Source organism: Caballeronia sp. dw_276 (assembly GCF_018449635.1).
In the GTDB taxonomy this organism is placed as follows: domain Bacteria; phylum Pseudomonadota; class Gammaproteobacteria; order Burkholderiales; family Burkholderiaceae; genus Caballeronia.
Genome location: NZ_JAAVUV010000004.1, coordinates 60,794 through 84,868, shown reverse-complemented (window position 1 = coordinate 84,868; position 24,075 = coordinate 60,794). Strand labels below are relative to the sequence as shown.

Here is a 24,075-nt window from a genome sequence, read left to right as displayed (position 1 = left end):
TTAAAGCAGGTCCTTCGCGAGACCCGGGTCTGGCAATGTGGAAACGGCGCCGGGACGGCGTAGCATCTTGTCGACCTCGCCCGCATGCATTTCTTCCACGTGGATCATCTGACGCGCGTATTCCTCGAGCGCGATGGAACGGCTTTCGACCTCGCGCAGCAACGTCCGGTAATGACCCAGCGCGACCTTCTCGCTTTCGAGCGATTCGCGAAGAATCGAACCGATATCGAAGGTATGGGAATCGAGCAAGGGTCCTATTTCAAGCGACGGATACGCGCCGAGTGTCGTGATCCATTCGCCAGCCTGCTGGGCGTGAAGGAGCGACTCATCGGCTTGTTCCCTCAGCCACGCGACGATTGGGATACGGCCGAAGCCGAACACGAGGAATGAATAGTGGGTGTATCGGACCACGCCAGCGAGTTCCGATTCGAGAATCTGATTGAGAATCTCGACGACTCTTTCCTGATTGATATCCGGCATCTTCGCCTCCAAGTGCACACACTGGTTTCGCCCGGGACGACAGCGTTTTTCATGGTGCGCCTCAAGCGGCAGGCAGATCAAGTGCGCGGCCTTGCGCGCCGCAGCAAAACGCGGCGCTTAGAACTTTTCGATTTGCCGATGCGCGCTCACTGCAATGCCCAACGGCAACGCAATGCCGACGATCACGCCCAGCAGCGCCCCGAACGCGTGCGCAAGTTCAGCAGGCGTCGACAGCAATAAGTGCAAACCGCTCATCGCGGAGCACGTCAGCACAGTTTCAAAGGTTTGTATCAGCATTTGCTGCCCCTTGGTTTATGCAGGTTTGACCGGTTTCTTGCGTTTATCGGACGCGGGTTGCTTGAACATCGCCTTGCATTCAGGGCTGAGCTTGCTGTAATTCGCCTTCATGCAAGACGTGATTTTCCGCTCATTCGGAATCTCCGATGCGCAAAAGCGGATGGCGTCGCCCTTGCAGGCCGCCGTTTGTTCGTCGCGGGTTGCTGCGAAAGCGGCGCTGGCGGAAAGCAGGGTGAGAATGGAAATAGATGTCAGTGCGAAGCGGAGCATGGCGACCATGATGAGCAATAGTGCGCTTATTACCGCAAACATCACGCCTGGTCGCGCAGCGAGAATTGAATTATTCTTCTAATGATTTCGGAGGCTTGCTGGACGGGCTTCTCCGCTGTTCTTCCGTGCGCGGATGGCGTTCGCGATCCCGCCTGTGGAGCGACGTTCAGTCGATCAAAACGTCGTGCAGGCTGCGTCTTTTTCCATCGCCAGCAATTTTCGGGTCATCTTTGCCGATCCCTCCAGTCAGGCGTCATCGTCCAATAGCGTTCGAATCATCCGCCCGGGATTTGCCATGAACGCGCGCATGACCTGGACGTGTTCGGTGTCGTCATAATCGACGCGCGTTACGCCATCGGCAGTGAACTGGTAGATCCACGCGTCGGGATACGCCATGAGGATCGGCGAATGCGTTGCAATGACGAATTGCGAGTCGTCGTTCGCGAGATCGTGGATGCGCGCGAGCGCTGCAAGCTGGCGTTGCGGCGAAAGCGCGGATTCGGGCTCGTCCAGAAGATAAAGCCCTTTGCCGCCGAAGCGGTTCATCAGCAACGCGAGAAACGCTTCACCGTGCGAGCGCTCGTGCAGCGACTGGCCGCCGTAATAACTGATGACTGGCGGACCGAACCCGCCTCCGGCATCGAGATTTTCGATTTCTGTCGCGACGTTGAAGAAGCTCTCCGCACGCAGGAAAAAGCCGTCCCGGGGCTTCTTGAAGCCCTTGGCGACGCGAAGGTATTCATCGAGCGTGGAATGGGACGAGCGGGTATCGAAGCGGAAGTTCTTTGTGCCGCCTTCCGCGTTGAAGCCCATGGAAACCGCAATCGCTTCGAGCAAGGTCGATTTTCCCGAGCCGTTTTCGCCGACGAAAAACGTCACCTTCGGATGCAGTTCGAGCGTCTCGAGCGAACGGACGGCGGGCAGCGAGAACGGATACACATCGAACGATTCGACTTTTTCCCGCTGCAAGCTGATGCGGCTGATGTACTGGCTGGAGATCATGCGTGCGCGTTGACTTTTGGCGAAGCGCCATCTTAACGCTTCGCCGAGGGCAAACTGTTCACGCTTCCACGATCACCTCGAAGCCGCCGTAGATCATGCGTTTGCCATCGAAGGGCATGGGGTTCTTGTCGGGCTGGACGCGCGGATCGGCCATCACCGCGGTCATGCCTTTGTCGCGAGCCTCGCGCGACGGCCAGACGATCCACGAGAACACGACCGCTTCATCGTCGTTGCGTTTGACGGCCATCGAGAACGAGGTGAGCGTGCCTTCGGGAACGTCGTCTCCCCAGCATTCGACGACCTTCAACGCGCCGTGCTGCTTGAAAACCTCCGCCGCCATCTGCGCGTGCTGCCGGAACGCCTCGCGGTTGGCAGTGGGCACGGCTGCCACAAAACCATCGATATAAGTCATCACGCATCTCCTGTTCGGTCGTTCATAAGGGAAGCGCGCACAGCAGCGCTATGCGCCTCCTTACTCAACGACGAACGACCCGGCAGGAAATCGACAGTCAGCTCACCGGCGCAGGCTCTGGTGCCGGGGCCGGAACGTGCTGCGCGATCTGTTCGCGAAGTTTGATCAGCGCCAGCACCGTATCGATAGTCGGCGTCGCCTGCCCGACCAGCCGGCCCATCTCCTGCACGACGGTCAGGAGCGGATCGATTTCCATCGGACGATTCGCTTCGAGATCCTGAAGCATGGACGTCTTGTGCGCGCCGACCGCGCCCGCGCCATCGATACGCTTTTCCACATCGACGCGAAAATGCACGCCGAAACGTTCCGCGATGGACTTCGCCTCGAGCATCATGGTCCGCGAAACATCGCGCGTTGCGGCGTTGCTCGTGATCACGTCGAGCGTTGCGTGGGTCAGCGCACTGATTGGGTTGAAGCAGAGATTGCCCCACAGCTTGAGCCAGATTTCATCGCGGATATTGTCGCGGATGGGGGCGTCGAGTCCGGCCGCGACCATGATCTCGCCAAGCTTCTGGACGCGTTCGGTGCGCTCGCCGCTCGGTTCGCCGATGGGAAACTTCTTGCCGTACACATGGCGTATCACGCCGGGTTCCGTGATTTCGGCCGCCGGGTAGACCACGCAGCCGATCGCGCGTTCCGGTCCGAGTTGCTTCCACTGCTTGCCGCCCGGGTCGATGCTATCGAGCGTCGTGTTCGCGAATTCGCCGCCGTGCTTGTAGAAGTACCAGTAGGGAATGCCGTTGACCGCGGTCACGATCGCGGTCTCGGGTCCGAGCAACGGTTGCATTGCGCCGACCACGCCCGGCACCGAATGCGCCTTCAACGCGATGATCACGTAATCCTGCACGCCGAGTTCGCGTGGATCGGACGAACATCGGACCTTGACGGTTCGTTCGGTGCCATCGATCTGAAGTCGCACGCCTCTTGACTGCATCGCCGCCAGATGCGGACCACGCGCAACGAAGCTGACATCCGCTCCGGCTAAAGCGAGTTGCGCGCCCAGGTACGCGCCGATCGCGCCGGCGCCATATACACAGATTTTCATCGGACTCTTCCTGTTTTAAATAACGAATTCTGTCGGGCCGGATGGAACCGTCAATCCGGCTTCAGGCGATGCGAATATCTCGGCGCGTCTTGCGAAGCCGCGGATTCTGGTTCATGCCGTGCGATCGGCGACGGTCTCCACGTCGCGCGCCGGCATCCTTATGAGTGCCTTGACGATGACCACAAGTGCTTCAGGCTGAAGCCATGATGGCAACGTTCATCCATTAACGAAAGTGAAAGTTTCTTATGCGTTGAATAAGCTAATGCTTATGTATTTGGGATGCCTAAGAAAATCTGGACGTACGCGCTCAATCGCGCGGTTTTTTGCGCGAGTACGCGTTTGGCGTTTAATTAATTAAACGCGTGCAATGCGCAGCAAGTTCGTCGTTCCCGATTCGCCGAACGGCATGCCGGCAGCGATGGCGACTTGATCACCGGATGCGGCGAAGCCTTGTCTTGCAGCGGTCCCGCAAGCGGCGCTGACCATCTCATCCACCGATCCGATGTCCGGACTCACGGTGGAATGCACGCCCCACACCAGCGCGAGACGCCGCGCGGTCGCAAGCTTCGGCGTGATGCTCAAGATGGGCGCGGCCGGACGCTGGCGCGCAGCGCGCAAGCTCGTATGTCCCGACGTTGTGTACGTCACGGCGACCACGGCGTTGATGGTCTGGGCGACATCGCGCAACGCGGCGCAGATTGCGTCGCCGGGTGTATTCAACGGCAGTTCGTGCTGTGCATCGATCAGACTTCTGTACAACGGATCGTGCTCCACCTCCTTGATGATGCGGTCCATCATTGCAACCGCTTGAACCGGGAAAGCGCCGCTCGCCGACTCTGCGGAAAGCATGACGGCGTCGGCGCCATCGTAGATTGCGGTCGCCACGTCCGACGCTTCCGCGCGCGTGGGCACGGGCGCGGCGATCATCGACTCGAGCATTTGCGTCGCGATGATCACGGGTTTTCCATGGCTGCGGCACGAACGCAAAATGCGTTTTTGCACACCCGGCACGCGCTCGGGAGGAAGCTCCACGCCCAGGTCGCCGCGCGCGACCATCACGGAATCGGAAGCCTGCACGATTTCATCCAGCCGATCCAGCGCCGCGGGCTTTTCCAGCTTGACCATCAGGCCAGCGCGTTCGCCGATCAACTCGCGAGCATCGACAAGATCCTCCGGACGCTGCACGAACGAAAGCGCGATCCAGTCCGCGCCGAGCGACAACGCGAACTCCAGGTCGACGCGATCCTTTTGCGTCAGCACGGGGATCGGCAGGATGGTGTCTGGCACGTTCACGCCCTTCCTGTCCGATAAAACCCCGCCGTGCTTCACGCGCGTGCGAATGCGCTCGCCGTTGTTATCGAGGACTTCGAGGCGAAGCTTGCCGTCATCGAGCAACAATGATTGACCCGCGGCCACGACTTCGAACAGTTCGGGATGCGGAAGGTACACGCGGTTCACATCGCCGGGTTCCGGGTTGCTGTCCAGCGAAAACTCCGCGCCTTCGGCCAGCATCACCTTGCCCGCCGCGAACGGACCTACGCGCAGCTTCGGGCCTTGCATGTCGGCGAGTATTGATATCGGCCGGCCCGAAGCGCGCTCGACTTCACGCACGAGGTCATAGCGCCGCTTGTGATCCTCGTGCGAGCCGTGGCTGAAGTTCAGGCGGAACACGTCTGCGCCGGCGTTGAAAAGTTGCGTGATCGTATCGATATCGGATGTCGCGGGACCGAGCGTCGCGACGATCTTGGCTTTGCGTGAGCGGATCATAAGGTTCCAGTCTTTTGATCAGGCGGCGGACAATTGACGCAGCAATGCGTCGACGCTCGTCTTGGCATCGCCGAAGAGCATGCGCGTGTTGTCCTTGTAGAAGAGCGGGTTGTCGACGCCTGCGTAACCCGTCGCCATGCCGCGTTTGGACACCACGACAGTGCGCGCCTTCCATACTTCCAGCACCGGCATGCCTGCGATCGGGCTGCCCGGATCTTCGAGCGCGCCGGGATTCACGATATCGTTCGCGCCGATCACGAGCACGACGTCGGTCGTGTGGAAATCCTCGTTGATCTCGTCCATTTCGAGCACGATGTCATACGGCACTTTCGCTTCGGCCAGCAGCACGTTCATATGACCGGGCAGGCGCCCCGCAACCGGATGAATGCCGAAGCGGACCCGCACGCCGAGCGCTTCGAGCTTGCGCGTGATATCGCTGATGGTCGTTTGCGCCTGAGCCACAGCCATGCCGTAACCCGGCACGATGATGACTTCAGATGCGTCGCGCAGGATGGCGCAGACTTCATCGATGCTCGTTGCGATGACTTCGCCGCCCACATCCGCCGTGCTCGTTCCGCTGGCCGCGCCAAAGCCGCCGAGAATCACCGACAAGAAACTGCGGTTCATCGCGCGGCACATGATGTAGCTCAGGATCGCGCCGCTCGAACCAACCAGCGCGCCGGTCGTGATCAGCAGATCGTTGCTCAACATGAAGCCCGTCGCGGCGGCGGCCCATCCGGAATAGCTGTTGAGCATCGATACAACCACGGGCATGTCCGCCCCGCCGATCGCCATCACGAGATGCACGCCAAGCGCTGCTGCAAGCACGATCATGATGAGCAATGCGGTGATGCCGTCGGCGACCACATTTGCCGTCATGAACCGGTAACCCAGCGCCACGCACGCGACCAGCACTGCGAGGTTCAGCATATGCCGCGCGGGCAAGACGAGCGGCTTGCCGCTGATCGTGCCTTGCAGCTTCAGGAACGCGACAATGGACCCGGTGAACGTGATCGTTCCGATGAACACGCCAAGGTAGATCTCGCAGAGATGGATGGTCAGCTCGGCGCCGGCAATATCGCCCATCGGCATCAGATAGTTCGTGAAGCCGATCAACACCGCCGCCAATCCGACGAAGCTATGCAGCACCGCCACGAGTTGCGGCATTTGCGTCATCTCGACGCGCCGCGCGAGGACCGCGCCAATCGCCGCGCCAACAACGGCCGCCGCCAGCACGACCGCAAGCCCCGCACCCTGCGCGATAAGCAAGGTCGCCACGACCGCGATCAACATGCCAACCACGCCATAGATGTTGCCGCGCCGTGCGGTGCTCGGATGACTCAGTCCGCGCAAACTCAAAATGAAGAGCACGGCCGCGCCCAGATACGCAATGTTGCCAATTCCGTTCAGCATGTTTTTTCTCCTTAGTTGCGCTGAAACATCTTCAACATGCGATGGGTCACGAGGAACCCGCCGGCAATGTTGATCGTGGCAACCAGCAACGCGATGCCGCCAAGTACGGTCACGAGCGTGTCGGACGTGCCGAGTTGCAGCAGCGCGCCGATCACGATGATCCCGCTGATTGCATTGGTCACGCTCATGAGCGGCGTGTGCAACGCGGGCGTCACGTTCCAGACAACCTGATAACCGACGAACACCGCCAGCACGAACACCGTCAGATGCGCGACGAACGCAGGCGGCGCGACCGCGCCAAGCGCGAGCAGGGCCAATGCGGCGACCGCCAGGATCACAACCGATATCAAGGGATTGCGCGGTTCTTCCTTGATTTCCGCTGCGGCAGGCTTGGCAGCCGCGGGCTTGTGCGGCGCAATGGCAGCCGTTTTCGGCGGTGGCGGCGGCCAGCTCACGACGCCGTCATGCACGACGGTCGCGCCGCGCATCACGTCGTCGTCCATATTGATCTTCGCGATGCCATCTTTTTGCGGCGTCAAGTCCGTCAGCAAGTGGCGAATGTTGGTGCCGTAAAGCTGGCTCGATTGCGTCGCCATGCGGCTCGCAAGATCGGTGTAGCCGACTATGGATACACCGTGAACCCGCGCCACTTCACCCGGCTGCGTGAGCTCGCAATTGCCACCCTGCTCGGCCGCCATATCCACGATCACGCTGCCCGCGCGCATCATCCCGACCATCTCGGCGGTGATCAGCTTCGGCGCGGGTTTGCCTGGGATCAGCGCGGTCGTGATGATGATGTCGACTTCCTTCGCCTGCGCCGCGAACAGCGCCATCTCCGCCGCGATGAACTCCGCGCTCATCTGTTTCGCGTAGCCACCGCCGCCGCTGCCTTCTTCTTCGATATCGACCGTGAGGAACACCGCGCCCATGCTTTCGACTTGCTGCTCGACTTCGGCACGGGTATCGAAGGCGCGCACGATTGCACCCAGGCCACGCGCAGCGCCGATCGCCGCGAGACCCGCCACGCCCGCGCCGATGACCAGGACCTTCGCAGGCGGCATCTTGCCGGCGGCGGTGATCTGCCCGGTGAACACGCGCCCGAAATGCTGCGCCGCTTCGATGACCGCGCGATAACCTGCCATGTTCGCCATCGAGCTCAACGCGTCGAGTTTCTGCGCGCGCGAGATGCGTGGCACGGAATCCATCGCCATGACGTTGGCGCCGGCCGCCGCGAGTTGCGCCAGCAGCGCAGCGTTTTGCGCGGGCCAGACGAAGCTGATCAGCGTCGCGCCTTTCTTGAGCAACGTAGATTCATCCGGCTCGGGCGCACGGACCTTGATCACGATATCGGCGCCAGACCACAGCGCGTTGGTATCGCTCACTATCTGAGCGCCTGCTGCGCGGTAGGAATCGTCATCGAACGATGCAGCGAGGCCCGCTTGTGTTTCCACGTTCACCGAGAAGCCGAGCTTCAGCAACTGGCCGACGGTTTCAGGCGTCGCGGCAACGCGGCGCTCGCCCGCGCGAATCTCGCGCGGTACTGCAATGGTCATCGCCATGTCAGACTCCGCCCGATAAAACGTTCGACAACACGCCAATTCCGCCGATGGACACTTCCACCGTCGCGCCGTCCTTGATCGATCCCACGCCAATGGACGTGCCGCACGCGATGACATCGCCGGGTTCGAGCGTCATGTCCTGCGAGATCAAACTGATTTGCTGCGCGGGCGAATAGATCATGTCCGAGAGCGGATAGTTCTGACGCTCGACGCCGTCGAGACGCGTCACGACATGCGCGTTGCGCCAGTCGAAGTCACGCTGAATCGCGGGGCCGATGCAGCTGAACGTATCGAAGCCCTTCGACCTGCACCATTGCGCGAAGTTGGGATCTTCATTGAGGAGTTCGGCGGCGGTGACGTCGTTGATGCAGCTATAGCCGAAGATGTAGTCATCGGCTTCTTCCGCCGATACATTGCTGCAGCGCTTGCCGATCACGATTGCCAGCTCGCCCTCATAAGCGATTTTGCCGCTGTACGCTTTCGGACGCCGGATGGGTTCGCCGTGACCGATCACGGATGTCGGCGGCTTGATGAGAAACAGCGGATGGGAAGGCGCGGCCTTTCCCAGCTTTTCCGACAACGCGTGAAAGTTGTTCCAGAGCGCGACGACTTTTGTCGGCACGCAGGGGCTCAGCAGCGTGACGTCTTCCAGGCTCAGGAGCTTGGCGCCGGGCGTTGACGTCCCGAACATTTCGCCGTCGTATTGCGTGATGCGATGGTTTTCCAGAACGCCGAAGCCCGTCTGGCCATGCGCGTTCCGAAACCGTATCCACGTTTTCATCGTTTGTCTCCTGCAAGTTTTTATGGGGTGCGCTGACGCCGGCCGCAATCGGCCGCGTCGCGTCATCTTTTCGTGCGAGCCGGCGCTTATATGGCGCCGACGGCTCGCAAATGCGCAATCTGTTCCGGTTGATAGCCGAGTTCGGCCATCACTTCGTCGGTGTGTTCGCCGAGCAGGGGCGAGCGCGTGACTTCGGTCGGGCTATCGGATAACTTGATGGGATTGCCCACGGTCAAATATTTGCCGCGCACCGGATGATCGACTTCCACGATGGTTCCGGTTTCGCGCAACGACGGTTCTTCGGCGATTTCCTTCATCGATAAAATCGGGCCGCACGGAATGTCGTATTTGTTCAGGATGTCCATGGCCTGGAACTTGGTCTTGGTCATGGTCCAGCGTTCGATCTCCGAGAAGATGTCCTTCAGATGCGGCAAGCGCGCGGCGGCGGTTGCGTAGTTCGGATCGGTGGCCCATTCTTCCTTGCCGATCACGTTGCAGATCTTCGCCCAGACGGGTGCTTGCGTAATGAAATAGATGTACGCATTCGGGTCTGTTTCCCAGCCCTTGCATTTCAGGATCCAGCCCGGCTGACCGCCGCCCGACGCATTGCCTGCGCGCGGCACGGCTTCGCCGAATTCGCCATTGGGATATTGCGGATATTCCTTCATCACGCCCGTGCGCTCCAGCCGTTGCTGATCGCGCAGCTTCACGCGGCAAAGGTTGAGAACGCTGTCCTGCATGGCGGAGAGAACGTACTGGCCGCGGCCGGTCGTGTGGCGCTGAAACAGCGCCGTGACAATGCCAAGCGCGAGATGCAAGCCCGTGCCAGAGTCGCCGATCTGTGCGCCGGTCACAACGGGCGGGCCATCATCGAAACCAGTAGTCGATGCCGCCCCGCCCACGCATTGCGCGACGTTCTCGTAGACCTTGCAGTCTTCGTACGGACCAGGACCAAAGCCCTTCACCGACGCCACGATCATTCGGGGATTCAATTCCTGCACGCGTTCCCACGTGAAGCCCATCCGGTCGAGCGCGCCCGGCGCGAAATTCTCGACCATCACGTCGCAGACCTGGATCAGTTCTTCGAGAACCTGCTTGCCTTCGGGATTCTTTGTATCGATGGTGACCGAACGCTTGTTGTGGTTCAGCATCGTGAAATACAGGCTGTCCGCCTCAGGGATGTCACGAAGCTGGTCCCGCGTAACATCGCCGACGCCCGCTCGTTCAACCTTGATCACATCCGCGCCGAACCACGCCAGCAACTGCGTGCACGTCGGACCCGACTGCACATGCGTGAAGTCGAGAATCTTCACGCCCTCCAATGCCTTGCCCATTTTGCGTCTCCCTAAATTGATCTTTGTCTGCGTGGCGTGGCGCTATGCGGGTGGCCGGGCTTTGCCGGCTTATACCGTCGATCGCTCATGGGTTAGCGAAGGTTCGCGCGCCGGACGAACTACTTTGGTTCGCCTCTTCTGATATATCGTATTTTGAACATAGTATTTCTGCAACCGCTTTTGCGACTAATTTCGTCTGGCGACGCGCATTTGTTTTATGTGTCCGCTGAGTCGGCGAATTATTGGTTTTATTCAGGATCACCAAGCATTAAAAGCAAGGGTTTACCTGCTGGCCGTCGAGCTCAGCATCGCCATCGCCGCGCGGCGGGCGCCTGCAATTGCCGCGGCTTCGCTTTCAAACACAGCTTCATCGACCACGTGCTGGTACGGCAACAAACCAGATTGCGACTGCTGGTTTTCATCGACGGTGCGAATGGCGAGATATGCCGCCCAGCCGCCGTTGTGAATCAGCTGCATGGCGGACAGTTCGAGCCGGTATTGACCAAGGACTTCGACGTGCATTTGGAACCTCCTGATAGCGCTTCACGATAAAAAGACGAACGGGCGCCGTCAGCACATGGGCGCGCAAAACTTCCGTGAGGGTGTCGACGGCTGTGGCGTTGACCGACTTGTAATCAGTCAAGATTCGCCAAATCTGGAAGGGCAGTGATTCAGTCCAACGCGGCGCCCGCTTTGTGACGCCGCATTGCGCGGGGTCTCGAAGAATGAGACCCCGGTGCTTCAACTACAGTATCAAACTGCTTGAATCTCTTTCAGGTTGAAGATTTCCTGCTGGCTGTAACCAAGGCTCGCCAATACTTCTTCCGTATGCTCGCCCAACAGCGGCGACGCAGTCACTTCCGGCTTCAAGTCAGAAAACTTGATCGGGCTGCCGACCGTCAGATACGAACCGCGAACGCTGTGCGGCACTTCCACGATCGTGCCGCTAGCACGCAGCGACGGATCGTTCGCGAGTTCCTTCATTGTCAGCACGGGGGCGCACGGAATATCGAACTTGCGCAGGATATCCACGGCTTCAAACTTGGTTTTGTCGGCCAGCCATTCTTCGATGGTCGCAAAGATATCGAAGATATGCGGTTGACGTGCTTCAGCCGTCTTGTACGCCGGATCGTCGATCCATTCCGGCTTGCCGAGCGCCTTGCAAATCGGCGCCCATGCGTGACCCTGAATCGTGAAATAGATGTACGCGTTCGGATCGGTTTCCCAGCCCTTGCACTTCAAGATCCAGCCCGGCTGACCGCCGCCGCCTGCATTGCCGCCACGCGGAACCACGTCGCTGAATTCGCCGTGCGGATATTGCGGATATTCCTCGAGATACCCGACGCGATCCAGACGCTGCTGGTCGCGCAGTTTCACGCGGCACAGGTTCAGCACGCTGTCCTGCATCGATACCGCGACCTTCTGGCCCTTGCCGGTCTTATCGCGGCCGATCAGCGCCGTCAAAATCCCGATGGCCAGATGCATGCCGGTGTTGCTGTCGCCCAAAGCAGCAGCACTGATGGTCGGAGGACCGTCCCAGAAGCCCGTGGTCGATGCCGCACCGCCCGCGCACTGCGCGACGTTTTCGTAGACTTTCAGGTCGTCGTAATGATGGCCGTCGCTGAAGCCCTTCACCGATGCCACGATCATCTTCGGGTTCAGTTCGTTCAGCCGTTCCCACGAAAAACCCATCCGGTCCAGCGCGCCCGGGCCGAAGTTCTCAACCAGAACGTCCGATTCGCGGATCAGCTTTTCCAGCACTTCCTTGCCTTCCGGCTTTTTCGTGTCGAGCGTCAGCGACTTCTTGTTGCTGTTCAACATGGTGAAGTACAGCGCATCGGCGTCGGGGATATCGCGCAACTGATTGCGGGTCACGTCGCCCGAACCCGGGCGTTCGACCTTGATCACGTCCGCGCCGAACCAGGCCAGCAATTGCGTGCACGCAGGACCAGCCTGAACGTGCGTGAAGTCGATGATCTTGATGCCTTCGAGTGGTTTGCTCATGTCGTGTCTCCTTTAGCGTCGCTTTACTTTTTCATCGCCGCGCTTTGCGGGTTGAGGTTCGTCAGACGGCCGCTTTCCGTGCCCGCGGCTTCGTCGATAACAGCGTTGATCAGCGTCGGCCTGCCTGAGGCGATACCTTCCAGCAGCGCCTTCGTCAGTTCTTCCGGTGTCTCGGCGTTAAAGCCCACGCCACCGAATGCCTCGATCATCTTGTCGTAGCGCGCGCCCTTCACGAACACGGTCGGCGCGACGTCCTTGCCGCCAGTCGGATTCACGTCCGTGCCGCGATACACGCCGTTGTTGTTGAACACGATGGTGACAACGGGCAGGTCGTATCGGCAGATGGTTTCGAGTTCCATGCCGCTGAAACCGAACGCGCTGTCGCCTTCGATTGCGACCACCGGCTTGCCGCTCGTCACGGCCGCGCCGATCGCGAAGCCCATGCCGATACCCATGATCCCCCACGTGCCGGAATCGAAGCGCTTGCGCGGCTCGTACATGTCGATGATGCTGCGCGCATAGTCCAGCGTGTTCGCGCCTTCGTTGACGACGTTGATGTCCGGACGCGTCTTCAGCACGTCGCGGATTGCGCGCAGGGCGCTGTGGAAGTTCATCGGCGACGGATTTTGTTCGAGCGTCGCGGCCATCTTCGCGAGATTCTTGCTCTTCCTTTCCGTGATCGCGCCGGTCCATTCGACGCTCGGCTTCGTGAAACCGCCCGACTGGATTTCTGTCAGCAATGCGGACACGCATGAACCGATGTCACCGATCACCGGCGCGGCGATCGCCACGTTGCTGTCGATTTCCGTTGGGGAAATGTCGATCTGGATGAACTTCTTCGGTACCGCGCCCCACGTCTTGCCCTTGCCGTGCGACAGCAGCCAGTTCAGCCGCGCGCCGATCAGCACCACAACGTCGGCTTCCTGCAGCACGAACGAACGAGCCGCCGATGCCGATTGCTCGTGTGTATCGGGCAGGAGGCCCTTGGCCATGGACATCGGCAAGTAGGGAATGCCGCTCTTTTCCACGAAAGCGCGGATCTCGGCATCGGCTTGCGCGTAGGCCGCGCCCTTGCCGAGCAGGATCAGAGGACGCTTCGCGCCCTTCAGTACATCGATTGCGCGCTTCACCGAATCCGGCGCGGGAATCTGGCTCGGGGCAGCATCGACAACCTTGATCAGCGATTGCTGTGCCTTCACTGCGTCGATGGTCTGCGCGAGCAGTTTGGCCGGCAAGTCCAGATAAACGCCGCCAGGACGGCCCGATACAGCTGCGCGAATTGCCCGTGCAATACCCACGCCGATATCTTCAGCGTGCAACACGCGATACGCAGCCTTCGCGTACGGCTTGGCCGCGTTCAACTGGTCCATTTCCTCGTAATCGCCCTGCTGCAAGTCGACGATCTCACGTTCGCTCGAACCGCTGATCAGGATCATCGGGAAGCAGTTCGTGGTTGCGTTGGCGAGCGCGGTCAGGCCGTTCAGGAATCCCGGCGCGGAAACCGTGAGGCAGATGCCCGGCTTCTTCGTCATGTAACCGGCGATGGCGGCCGCGTTGCCCGCATGCTGCTCATGACGGAAACCGATGAAGCGCATGCCTTCGGCTTGCGCGAGGCGCGCGAGGTCGGTGATCGGAATGCCCACCAGACCGAAAATGGTGTGGATGTCGTTCAGCTTGAGTGCATCGATGACGAGATGGAAACCATCTGTCGTTTCCGCCTTCTTCTCTACTTGCGTGTCGCTTGCAGTGGCGCTCTGCGGGTTACTTACTACTTCGGCCATGACGTCTCCTCCTTTGGCGGGGTGTTTGTGTAGTTCGTGATATACAATATTCCACACACAGTATTAGTCAAGCGTCTTTTTGTTTCGATACTCGGTTGCTGCAGTGCCGCATATGAATCGACGCCGATTTGGCGCGGGTTTCGGCGGTTTTATGTTTGCGTCGCACCAAGTTGCCGCGGCATCTTGATTTCGCCAGACGCCCAATTTCGTTGCTCTCATCCGTAGAAAACCTGTTTGTCACGCGCCTGCTCGAAGGACCAGCAAAAGCGGCGCAAACGGTTGCGCAAAACCTTACGGATTACTAATGAAAGGACGCTCAAGCGACCGCCGGGTTGTTCCACAACAAGCGACGCGTGGTCCTTCAGTCGAGAAAATCGCAATTCGTTTCGACGAACAACGCGAGTTCCACCGAATGCTGCCGCACAAGGCTTTCGACGCGCTCGGTGTCCCGCTGCTCGAGTGCTTCGATGATATGCATGTGATCCACAATCGATCGTGACGCTCGGTCGCTCTGCGCGATCGTCATCCGCCGGATGGCGCGAACGTGCACAAAGAGGTTCTTCATCGTGTCGAGGATCACCTGCGATTGCGATAGATCCAGGATCGCCTGATGAAACGCGAGGTTCGCCTCGGAATACTCCTCTATGTGTTCGGCCGGCGTGGCATCGCGGAAATCGTCGAACATGCGGCGCAATCCCGCAATGTCCTCCTCCGATGCATGCAGTGTCGCCAATCGCGCAGCCATGCTTTCGAGCGCCGCCCACATATAGATCATGTCGACAATCTCGCGCTTCGTCTTGCGCTGTATATAGATGCCGCGTCTTGGCACCGTGCGCAGAAACCCTTCCTGTTCGAGCAAAGTCATCGCCTCGCGCACCGGCGTGCGGCTTACGCCCAGCGCTTCGGTCAGCTCCTTTTCGTCGAGCCGGATCTCTTCACGCGATCGGTAGATGTCTGCATCGGCGATAGCCTGTTTCAGTCGTGCGTACGCCTGGTCGCGCAGCGAGGCCGATGCGCTGATCGGCACAAGCGCGAGCGTTAGCGGCGTCGGGCGGAGTCCAACATACGTATCAGCCATTGAGGTGGGTGTCTCCCTGTTGGTATTCGGCTCAGCACCATCATTTAAATATATCCAATATGGTATATCAAGAACAAACGCAGCATAAACCTGTTTGGGACGGTTTGGCACGTTATGCGACGTCGGGTTTTCCCTGTGGCGACGCGGCTGCCCGGCAGTGCGCCCTTTTCGCGTGACCGTATAATCTTGCGCGGCATCCGGCGCTATAGCGGACCAACCAACATCCACAAAGAGTGATCATGACCATTTCCATCTACAACGCATCCGTCCCGGTCTTCAAGCAAATGCTGACGGCTTTGTCCGAGGTGCTCCGTAAAGCCGAAGTGCATGCAACTGAAAAGAAGATCGAGCCGAATGCACTGTTGCAAGCGCGTCTTTTCCCGGACATGTTCCCGCTCGTGCGTCAGGTGCAGATTGCGGTGGATTTTTCGAAGGGCGTGAGCTCGCGTCTCGCCGGTGCGGAAGTCCCGTCGTGGCCCGATACCGAAGTCACGTTCGCTGACTTGCAAGCGCTGATTGCGAAAGCTTTGGCTCACATCGCTTCCTTCGATGCCGCGCAATTCGAAGGCAGCGAGAACAAGGAAATCGTGCTGCGTCCGGGTACGCCCAAAGAGAAGAAGCTGGCAGGCAGCGCGTATTTGCAGCATTACGGCTTGCCGCAATTCTTCTTTCACGTGACGACCGCGTACGCAATCCTGCGTCATAACGGCGTCGAGATCGGCAAGCGCGATTACATGGGCGCCTATTGATTGTTGGACGCCACGTATCGTCTTGTCGTGAGGCGATACGCGACTAGGTGTTTAACCCGAGCAACGCGCTCCATCAGGGAAAACACATGGCTGTTCAAGCAGCGTAATAACCCGCTATTACCCGCTTTTGTGTCAACGTTGCATACTGAAGCGACGCTATGACAAGAGGCGTGCATGACCAAATTCCTCCACCTGATGATCCGCGTTCAAGCGCTGGATCGTTCTATCGCGTTCTATCAAAACGCGTTCGGCATGCGCGAGTCGCATCGCCTTGATTTCGATACTTTTACGCTCGTCTATCTTCGCGATCCGGACAGCGGCGCCGAGATCGAACTGACATTGAACAAAGGGACGACAACGCCTTATACGCACGGCACGGGCTACGGTCACGTGGCGTTTGCCGTGGACGATATCGAGGCGTTTCGCGACCGTTTGTTAAGCCAGGGCATGCAGCCGGGCGAGCTCAAATCGCTCTCGCACGATGGTGCTGTTGCCGCGCGCTTTTTTTTCATCACCGATCCTGACGGCTACAAGATCGAAGTGCTATCCAGGGAGGGTCACTACGTATGAACTGAAGCGACCGTTGGTCAAACTATAAAAGGAGACAATCATGCCCAAGGCAATCCCCATTGCCATCATCGCTGCAGAGAACCTTCATGGTTCCGCAGCCTCAGCAACGTCTGCGCGTGTAAGCCGCAGGCATTTCCTCAAAGGTTCGGTAGTGTTGTCCGGCGTACTGGTCGCCGGCACGCCCATCGCTATGCTTGCGCCGAGTCGCGCGTGGGCGGTGGAACTGACGCACGTCGATCAGGCTCAGGCCGACGCCATCATGACGCTCGCGCGCACGCTCTACCCGCACAAGACGCTGCCCGATGCGGTCTACGCGCTTGCCGCGAAAGATGTCGATGCGAAAGCCACCGATCAGAAAACGATGGACGTGATCAAGAGCGGCGTGGCGAAACTGAACGACGCGGCACAAGGCAAATGGGCCGGCAATACGGCGCTCTCCGATGCACAACGCACGGCTATTGTCGAAGCGAATCAGACCGATCCATTCGTGTTGCTTGTACGCGCGCAATGCGTCACCTCGCTCTACAACAACGACATGTCGTTTGCGCACTTCGGCTACGAAGGGGAAGCGTTCAGCAAGGGCGGTTACGTCGGCCGCGGATTCAACGACCTGACATGGTTGCCCAACCCGCCCGCAAGCGCGAGTCCGCCGGTCGCCTGAATCCGAACCTGAACGCGAAAATCTGCCGAGGAGGCAAGCATGGCTAAGTTCGACTACAACGACGACTCGGTTGTCGTGATCGTCGGTTCGGGCGCGGGCGGCGGGACGCTTGCGAACGAGTTGTGTCAGAAGGGCGTGAAAGTCGTTGTGCTGGAAGCGGGCAAACGCCAGTCGTCGGCCACGTTCATCAACGATGAATGGAAGTCCTTCGGGCAGCTCGCCTGGACGGACCGACGCACGACGTCCGGTAACTGGCGCGTCGCGAAAGATTTCCCTGAATTGCCGGCGTGGATCTGCAAGACGGTCGGCGGCACAACGACGCATTGGGCGGGTGCATCGCTGCGATTTCATGAACACGAGTTCAAGGCGCGCACGACGTATGGTTCCATCGATAAAGCAAATCTGCTCGACTGGCCGATCACGCTTTCTGATCTGCAACCGTACTATGCGCGAGCCGAGAACAAGATGGGCGTGACGCGCACGAACGGCATTCCGGGTCTGCCGGGCAACAACAACTTCAAGATCCTGTACGACGGCGCGACCAAGGTCGGCTACAAGAACTGCAACACCGGACACATGGCGATCAACAGCCGCCCGCGTGCGGGGCGTGGCCAATGCATGCAGCTGGGCTTCTGTTTTCAGGGCTGCAAGTCAGGCGCGAAATGGTCCACGCTCTACACCGAGATTCCCGCTGGCGAAGCGACGGGCCGGCTGGAAGTACGTCCTGAGTCACATGTGATGCGCATTGAAACGAATGCGGCCGGCAAGGCAAGCAGCGTGATTTACATGGACGCCGATGGCAAACAGCAACGCCAACGCGCACGCGTGGTCTGCGTCGCAGGAAATTCGATAGAAACGCCGCGTCTGTTGTTGCTGTCGGAATCATCGAAGAATCCTGACGGGCTAGCGAACAGCTCGGGCCAGGTCGGGCGCAACTACATGCGCCATACCACCGGTTCTGTGTACGGCGTGTTCAAGGAACCCGTGCATTTTTATCGGGGAACGGTGATGGCCGGCATCATCACGGATGAAGCCGAGTTCAATCCAAAACGCGGTTTCGCGGGCGGCTACGAAATGGAAACCATCTCGCTCGGGCTTCCTTTTGCAGCGGCATTTTTCGATCCGGGCGCGTGGGGATCGGACTTTACCTACTATATGGACAACTACGCAAACACGGCCGGCATGTGGATAGTCGGCGAGGACATGCCGCGCGAGACGAATCGCATCACGCTGAATCACGATGTGAAGGATCAGGTCGGCTTGCCGGTGGCGAACGTCCACTACGACGACCATCCGAACGATATTGCCATGCGCGATCACGCGTTCAAGCAAGGCGAGGCCATCTACGCGGCGGCCGGCGCCGTGAAAACCTTGCGTACGCCGCCCTACCCGTCCACGCACAATCTCGGCACGTGCCGGATGAGCGCGAAGTCGAGCGATGGCGTTTGCAACAAACATGGCCAGACCTTCGATATCCCCAACCTCTTCATTTCCGATGGCAGTCAGTTCACGACCAGCGCCGCTGAAAATCCGACGCTCACCATCGTGACGCTGGCGATCCGGCAATCGGATTACATCGCGGATCAAATGAAACGCCGAAGCATCTAGATGCTGCAACGGGGCCACCGTCCGGTGGCTCCGCCTTCGTTGCATTTTGCAAGGAGCTTGTCCATGTGCAGGATCTACGCGCAAACCGACCCGATTCTTTACGAATGCCGCGCGCGCTCGGTGCGCATCAGCGGCGTGACGACGACCATCCGCCTCGAAAATCTGTTCTGGCAAACGCTGTCCGAACTCGCGGCCGATAACGACATGACCACCAATCAACTCATCGCGAAGTTGCATGAGGAAATCACGGAGCATCTCGGAGAGACGACGAACTTCGCATCGTTCCTTCGCGTCACCTGTCTTCGATATCAAGGGCTGAGAGCAAACGCATCGATGGACTTTCGCACCCATGTTTCGAACAGCGCGGCAGACAAGGTGGCGGGCTGATCCATGAAGAAAGTGTTGAACGGGATGATGTGCGCGGCGTTTGCGTTGACGACTTCAGTGACGTACGTAGTGGCGCACGCTGCGCCGAATGGCGCAGCCGCGCTGGCGATTGTGCAGAAGAACAACTGCCTTGGATGTCACGCGGTCAAAACGCAAGTTGTCGGGCCGGCGTATCAGGTGGTGGCGAAGAAATACAAAAACGATCCTTCGGCGCCCGACAAGCTGTTCGCCAAGGTTCGCAACGGCGGCGCCGGCGTCTGGGGCGAAATTCCGATGCCGCCGAACCCCAATATCAGCGATGCCGATCTCCATACCGTCATCGACTGGATACTTGCCGGCGCAAAGTCGTAAGGCACGGCGTCGGCGGCGTCTAGGTAAAACCCCTATTTCGCGTGCCCTCCTCACGCTCTAATCTCGCATCACTCGTAAACAGAACGACGTTCTGTTAGATAGAACGTAAGAGATGAGACGCCCGTAGGAGGATTCAAATGGCAAGTCTGCCAATCGATGCGACCCGTGGATCGCAAAAGCCAACCGCCAGCGACACGGGAGTCAAGCCCGGGATCAACGCGCGTATCGACCGCTTGCCGGCTACGCGTTCGGTATGGATGCTCGTTTTTCTGCTGTCCATTGGCGGTTGGTTCGAATTCTACGACCTGTTTTTTACCGCCTACGTAGGCCCGGGCCTCGTCAAAAGCGGGTTGTATTCGACAACGACTGCATCGTTCTTCGGCGTTTCCGGACTGGGCGCATTCGTGGCGGCCTCGTTCGCGGGGTTGTTTATCGGCACGTTCTTTCTCGCTGGAATGGCCGATAAATACGGCCGCAAGACCATCTTCACCGTATCCCTGCTCTGGTATTCCATAGCGACGCTGGTCATGGCGTTCCAGACCACGGCGCCCGCCATCAACATGTGGCGGCTGATTGCGGGCATTGGCGTGGGCGTGGAACTCGTGACCATCGATACCTACGTCAGCGAACTCGTGCCAAAACATCTGCGTGGCCGGGCGTTCGCGTTCGTGCATCTCGTGCAATACACGGCGGTGCCGTCGGTTGCGTTTTTCGCGTGGTGGCTCGTGCCGCAAAAACCGTTCGGTCTCGATGGCTGGCGCTGGGTCGTGATCATCGGCGCATTGGGTGCGCTTGTAGTGTGGGCGATCCGTCAGCGTGTGCCCGAAAGTCCGCGTTGGCTCGCGCAGCAAGGCCGCGCCGCAGAAGCCGAGCAAGTGCTTCACGCACTCGAAACGAAAGTCGCCGCGCAATATGGACGTGCGCTGCCCGAACCTGTCGCGACCGTCGAACCGGCGACGACCAAGGCCGCATTCCGCGAAATCTGGCAACCGCCGTATCGCAAACGCGCGATCACCATGCTCGTCTTCAACTTCTTTCAGGCGATCGGTTTCTATGGTTTCGCGTCCTGGGTACCGACGCTGCTCGTATCCAAAGGCGTCACGATCACACACAGTCTGCTGTACTCGTTTGTGATAGCGATCTCGAATCCGTTCGGGCCATTGCTTGGCATGGCGATCGCGGACCGGATCGAACGCAAGACGTTGATTGTGTTGTCCGCGCTGGGTATCGCCGTCTTCGGCAGTTTGTTTGCGACGCAGACATCGCCCGTCATGCTGATGATCCTCGGTGTGTTGATCACCTTGTGCGGTACGTTGCTTTCGGTCGGTTATCACGCGTATCAAACCGAGCTTTTCCCAACGCGGCTGCGGGCGCGCGCCGTGGGGCTTGTCTATTCCATCTCGCGGCTTTCCGCGATGTTTTCCGGTTTCATGATTGCGTTCGCGTTGCGGCACTTCGAAGTGACCGGCGTGTTCGCATTGATCAGCGCGTCGATGATCATGGTGATGGGCGCTATCGGCATCTTTGGACCGCGCACGAATAATCGCAATCTCGATGAAATCTCGCATTGATGTTTGCATTGCGTTGTATGGATTTTTTAGCTTTAAACAAGAGGGTTTGACATGACGCTTCCGTTAGCTGGAGTACGGGTGCTGGATTTATCGAATGTGCTGGCCGGACCGTTTTGCGCGTATCAACTGGCGTTGCTCGGCGCCGAGGTCATCAAGGTCGAACATCCCGAAGGCGGCGATCTTGCGCGCAGGCTCGGCGCCGATGCAGAAGCGTCGGCGCGTGACATGGGCGCATCATTCGTTGCCGTGAACGCGGGCAAACAATCGATCACGCTCAATCTGAAGGACGCGCGCGGCAAGGAAATCCTGCGCTCGCTCGTGAAAACCGCGGACGTGCTGGTCGAGAATTTCCGGCCGGGCGTGATGAAGCGGCTCGAACTCGGCTACGAAGCGCTCAGCGAGATCAATCCGAAACTCATCTATTGCGCTATCTCCGGATTTGGTAAGGATGGCGATTTATCGAAGCGCCCTGCTTACGATCAGATCATCCAGGGCATTTCGGGCGTTATGAGCGTCACCGGCGATTCCGAAAGTGCGCCGTTGCGCGTGGGTTATCCCGTGTCCGATACCGTCGGCGGACTGACGGCCGCATTTGGAATATGCGCCGCTTTGGTCGATGCCCGCGCGAATGGCCGCGGCCGAATGCTCGATGTATCGATGCTCGAAGCCACGCTTTCAACCATGGGCTGGGTGGTATCGAATTACTTGAACGCGGGCGTGACGCCCTCGCCCATGGGCAACGAAAACTTCACGGCCGCGCCTTCCGGCACCTTCAAGACCGGCGATGGTTTGCTCAACATTGCCGCGAACGAGACCAAGCAGTTCGTGAGTTTGTGCCGTTTGATCGGTCGCCCGGATCTCGCCGATGACCCGCGTTTCTCCGAGCGCAACGCACGCAAGGTGAATCGTACGGCATTGAAAGCGGAGATAGAAGCCGCATTGGCGTCGGACAGCGCGATTAACTGGGACGCGAAATTCGTCGATGCCGGCGTGCCTGCCGGACGCGTGATGTCGGTGCCGGAAATCCTCGCGCATCCGCATATGGTCTCGCGTGAATTCGTGCATGAATTCAACGGCGATGATGCTGCAACCCGGCAACGCGTCACGCGCGCAGGTTTCCGTTTCGTCGATGCCGACACTGCGCCAACATCACCCGCGCCCGTGTTGTCCGCGAATACGCGCGACCATCTTTCCGTGCTCGGTTTCGACGCCGCGGAAATCGATCAACTACGCGCAGAAGGAGTGATCTGACCATGACGCAAGATTTCGATGCCGCCACGCTCGCCGCGGATTACTGGAGCACATCGATCATCGATATCCATCCGGGTTCGATCAACGTTCGCGGTTTTCCGATCCAGGAACTGATTGGTTCGATCAGTTTTCCGCAAATGATCTGGCTGATGTTGCGCGGCGAATTGCCCGATAAAAATCAGGCGAGCTTGTTCGAAGCGGCACTTGTGGCGTCTGTAGATCATGGGCCGCACGCGCCATCCATCGCCATTTCGCGCATGGCCACGAGTTGCGGTTTGCCGCTGAACGGCGCGATGGCTTCCGCAATCAACGCCCTTGACGACGTCCACGGCGGCGCGGGCCAGCAAGCGGTTGAACTCTATGATTCGATCGTCGCGCTGGAAACCTCAGGCGCCGGATTGAACGATGCCGTCGCGCAAGGCGTCGATGCGTTCATCAGCGAACGCGGCAAGTATCTGCCGGGTTTCGGCCACAGGTTTCATCCCGTCGATCCACGCGCGACGAAGTTGCTCGCTTTGGTCGATGCCAGTGTCGAGCAAGGCGTGATCGGCGGAAAGTATGCAGCGGTGGCACGGGGTATCGAAGCGTTGTTGAAGGCGCGCAAGAACAAGCCGGTGCCGATGAACATCGACGGCGCGACCGCGGTAATTTATGCAGAGTTGGGATTCGCGCCCGAGCTTGCCCGCGGGGTGTTTTGTTTATCGCGGGCGGTCGGAATCCTGTCGCACGCCTGGGAACAGCGCGGCCGAAAAGAACGCAACAAAGGTCCGATGCCGCGGCAAATGGCCTACAAGTACACGGGCAAGCCCGAGCGTCATTTGGCGTGAACTTCAGCCGCACGCCGCTGTGCCTGACGCAGCGCGCGTGCGTCGCCGCCGAGCGCATCGGTTGCTCGCGCCGCGCAATCGAACAACGCGCCAAGGTTCTGATCCACAAACGCCTGATCGATCCGCGAGCTCGGACCCGCAAGCGTGATCACGCCGCGTAAGGTCTGGCGTACGCCGAAGACTGGCATCGATACACCCGCGGTTTCGCGGTCGCGTTCACCCATCGATACGTAATAGAAGTCCTCGCGAATCTGCTCGAAGACTTCGCCTTCTTTTCCGCCGAACGCCAGCAGCGCCATCCCGCCCGAGCCGCTTTCCAGCGGCAGCACATCGCCTTCGCGCACGTGATAACGCACGGCGTGCGTCGAATCCACGCGATGCAGGCAGACGCGCACCGCGTCATCCCGAACGTAAAACGACACGCTTTCGCCGCTGATCTCGGCAAGCTCGCGCATGAGCGGCACGAGGATATCGCCGAGATTCAGGCTGCGTTGATACACCGCGCCAAGCATGAACGTGGATGGACCGAGTTGATAACGGCCATCGTCGAGACGCAACAGCAAGCGGTGCTGGATCAGCGCGCCAGCAAGGCGCAACAACGTGCTTTTGTAGAGACCTGTGCGAGCCGCGAGTTCGGCGAGCGTGAGGGCGTCATCGTCGGGGCGGAAAGCGAAAAGAATCGCGCACGCACGGTCGATGACAGCAACGCCTTCGCTTTCTTTCGGGCGTGGGTTATCGGCGGGCGTTGGCATGGTGACTTGACGGGGTGGTATCGAAGGAGAAATTTTACGCGATGCCGGTCGCCCGGACATGGGTT

At 59.5% G+C, this 24,075-nt stretch carries 25 protein-coding genes; 9 read left to right on the top strand and 16 right to left on the bottom strand.

Annotated elements, in window-relative coordinates; translation table 11 throughout:
* The 15 genes from HB633_RS09185 to HB633_RS09115 all read right to left on the bottom strand — a co-directional run bounded on the left by HB633_RS09185 (position 1) and on the right by HB633_RS09115 (position 15,283).
* The gene (locus HB633_RS09185; protein WP_213777797.1) at positions 1-480 is read right to left on the bottom strand and encodes a ferritin-like domain-containing protein; all 480 of its coding nucleotides are present in this window, start codon (positions 478-480) and stop codon (positions 1-3) included.
* A 117-nt stretch (positions 481-597) separates the two neighbouring features.
* On the bottom strand, positions 598-777 hold the full coding sequence (locus HB633_RS09180) for a hypothetical protein (RefSeq protein WP_213777796.1): 180 nt from the start codon (positions 775-777) through the stop codon (positions 598-600).
* Between the two features lie 15 nt (positions 778-792).
* Entirely contained in the window at positions 793-1,047 is a 255-nt protein-coding gene (locus HB633_RS09175) for a hypothetical protein (protein ID WP_213777795.1), read from the bottom strand.
* A gap of 246 nt (positions 1,048-1,293) precedes the next feature.
* Positions 1,294-2,049 carry an AAA family ATPase gene (locus tag HB633_RS09170; protein WP_213777794.1) on the bottom strand — a complete coding sequence of 252 codons (756 nt, stop codon included), beginning with the start codon at positions 2,047-2,049 and terminating at the stop codon, positions 1,294-1,296.
* A 58-nt stretch (positions 2,050-2,107) separates the two neighbouring features.
* Positions 2,108-2,461, bottom strand: coding sequence for a DUF1428 domain-containing protein (locus HB633_RS09165; RefSeq protein WP_213777793.1), 354 nt, complete (start codon positions 2,459-2,461; stop codon positions 2,108-2,110).
* A gap of 97 nt (positions 2,462-2,558) precedes the next feature.
* Positions 2,559-3,566, bottom strand: a complete 1,008-nt coding sequence (locus HB633_RS09160) for a 2-dehydropantoate 2-reductase (protein WP_213777792.1) — start codon at positions 3,564-3,566, stop codon at positions 2,559-2,561.
* Between the two features lie 354 nt (positions 3,567-3,920).
* Positions 3,921-5,333: a pyruvate kinase gene (pyk, locus tag HB633_RS09155; RefSeq protein ID WP_213777791.1), complete on the bottom strand. Its 1,413-nt coding sequence runs from the start codon at positions 5,331-5,333 to the stop codon at positions 3,921-3,923.
* 18 nt (positions 5,334-5,351) lie between these two features.
* Positions 5,352-6,746: a Re/Si-specific NAD(P)(+) transhydrogenase subunit beta gene (pntB, locus tag HB633_RS09150; protein ID WP_213777790.1), complete on the bottom strand. Its 1,395-nt coding sequence runs from the start codon at positions 6,744-6,746 to the stop codon at positions 5,352-5,354.
* An 11-nt stretch (positions 6,747-6,757) separates the two neighbouring features.
* On the bottom strand, positions 6,758-8,305 hold the full coding sequence (locus tag HB633_RS09145; RefSeq protein WP_213777789.1) for a Re/Si-specific NAD(P)(+) transhydrogenase subunit alpha: 1,548 nt from the start codon (positions 8,303-8,305) through the stop codon (positions 6,758-6,760).
* A 1-nt stretch (position 8,306) separates the two neighbouring features.
* Positions 8,307-9,086, bottom strand: a complete 780-nt coding sequence (locus HB633_RS09140) for a fumarylacetoacetate hydrolase family protein (RefSeq protein ID WP_213777788.1) — start codon at positions 9,084-9,086, stop codon at positions 8,307-8,309.
* An 86-nt stretch (positions 9,087-9,172) separates the two neighbouring features.
* Positions 9,173-10,420: a formyl-CoA transferase gene (gene frc, locus HB633_RS09135; protein WP_213777787.1), complete on the bottom strand. Its 1,248-nt coding sequence runs from the start codon at positions 10,418-10,420 to the stop codon at positions 9,173-9,175.
* Between the two features lie 282 nt (positions 10,421-10,702).
* A complete protein-coding gene (locus tag HB633_RS09130) occupies positions 10,703-10,942 on the bottom strand; it encodes a hypothetical protein (protein WP_213777786.1) in 240 nt (79 codons plus the stop codon).
* A gap of 231 nt (positions 10,943-11,173) precedes the next feature.
* Positions 11,174-12,424 (bottom strand): formyl-CoA transferase, encoded by a 1,251-nt coding sequence (gene frc / locus HB633_RS09125; protein WP_213777785.1) that lies wholly within the window; start codon positions 12,422-12,424, stop codon positions 11,174-11,176.
* A 23-nt stretch (positions 12,425-12,447) separates the two neighbouring features.
* Complete coding sequence (oxc, locus tag HB633_RS09120; RefSeq protein WP_213777784.1) at positions 12,448-14,205, bottom strand: oxalyl-CoA decarboxylase; 1,758 nt, start codon at positions 14,203-14,205, stop codon at positions 12,448-12,450.
* Between the two features lie 361 nt (positions 14,206-14,566).
* Positions 14,567-15,283: a GntR family transcriptional regulator gene (locus HB633_RS09115; protein ID WP_213777783.1), complete on the bottom strand. Its 717-nt coding sequence runs from the start codon at positions 15,281-15,283 to the stop codon at positions 14,567-14,569.
* A gap of 239 nt (positions 15,284-15,522) precedes the next feature.
* Between HB633_RS09115 and HB633_RS09110 the strand changes: the two genes are divergently transcribed.
* The 9 genes from HB633_RS09110 to HB633_RS09070 all read left to right on the top strand — a co-directional run bounded on the left by HB633_RS09110 (position 15,523) and on the right by HB633_RS09070 (position 23,258).
* Entirely contained in the window at positions 15,523-16,032 is a 510-nt protein-coding gene (locus HB633_RS09110; RefSeq protein WP_213777782.1) for a DUF1993 domain-containing protein, read from the top strand.
* Between the two features lie 174 nt (positions 16,033-16,206).
* Positions 16,207-16,602 carry a VOC family protein gene (locus HB633_RS09105; protein ID WP_213777781.1) on the top strand — a complete coding sequence of 132 codons (396 nt, stop codon included), beginning with the start codon at positions 16,207-16,209 and terminating at the stop codon, positions 16,600-16,602.
* Positions 16,603-16,642: 40 nt separating this feature from the next.
* The gene (locus HB633_RS09100) at positions 16,643-17,263 is read left to right on the top strand and encodes a twin-arginine translocation signal domain-containing protein (protein WP_213777780.1); all 621 of its coding nucleotides are present in this window, start codon (positions 16,643-16,645) and stop codon (positions 17,261-17,263) included.
* Positions 17,264-17,302: 39 nt separating this feature from the next.
* Positions 17,303-18,871: a GMC family oxidoreductase gene (locus HB633_RS09095; protein WP_213777779.1), complete on the top strand. Its 1,569-nt coding sequence runs from the start codon at positions 17,303-17,305 to the stop codon at positions 18,869-18,871.
* A 63-nt stretch (positions 18,872-18,934) separates the two neighbouring features.
* Complete coding sequence (locus HB633_RS09090; RefSeq protein ID WP_213777778.1) at positions 18,935-19,258, top strand: ribbon-helix-helix domain-containing protein; 324 nt, start codon at positions 18,935-18,937, stop codon at positions 19,256-19,258.
* 3 nt (positions 19,259-19,261) lie between these two features.
* Positions 19,262-19,609 carry a c-type cytochrome gene (locus HB633_RS09085; RefSeq protein WP_213777777.1) on the top strand — a complete coding sequence of 116 codons (348 nt, stop codon included), beginning with the start codon at positions 19,262-19,264 and terminating at the stop codon, positions 19,607-19,609.
* Between the two features lie 137 nt (positions 19,610-19,746).
* Positions 19,747-21,180, top strand: coding sequence for an MFS transporter (locus HB633_RS09080; protein WP_213777776.1), 1,434 nt, complete (start codon positions 19,747-19,749; stop codon positions 21,178-21,180).
* A gap of 51 nt (positions 21,181-21,231) precedes the next feature.
* Positions 21,232-22,431: a CoA transferase gene (locus HB633_RS09075; protein WP_213777775.1), complete on the top strand. Its 1,200-nt coding sequence runs from the start codon at positions 21,232-21,234 to the stop codon at positions 22,429-22,431.
* A gap of 2 nt (positions 22,432-22,433) precedes the next feature.
* Positions 22,434-23,258 carry a citryl-CoA lyase gene (locus HB633_RS09070; RefSeq protein ID WP_213777774.1) on the top strand — a complete coding sequence of 275 codons (825 nt, stop codon included), beginning with the start codon at positions 22,434-22,436 and terminating at the stop codon, positions 23,256-23,258.
* Here the strand turns inward: HB633_RS09070 and HB633_RS09065 are convergent.
* Entirely contained in the window at positions 23,246-24,010 is a 765-nt protein-coding gene (locus HB633_RS09065) for an IclR family transcriptional regulator (protein WP_213777773.1), read from the bottom strand. The two genes, HB633_RS09070 and HB633_RS09065, sit on opposite strands and share 13 nt — an antisense overlap.
* Positions 24,011-24,075 lie beyond the last annotated feature (65 nt).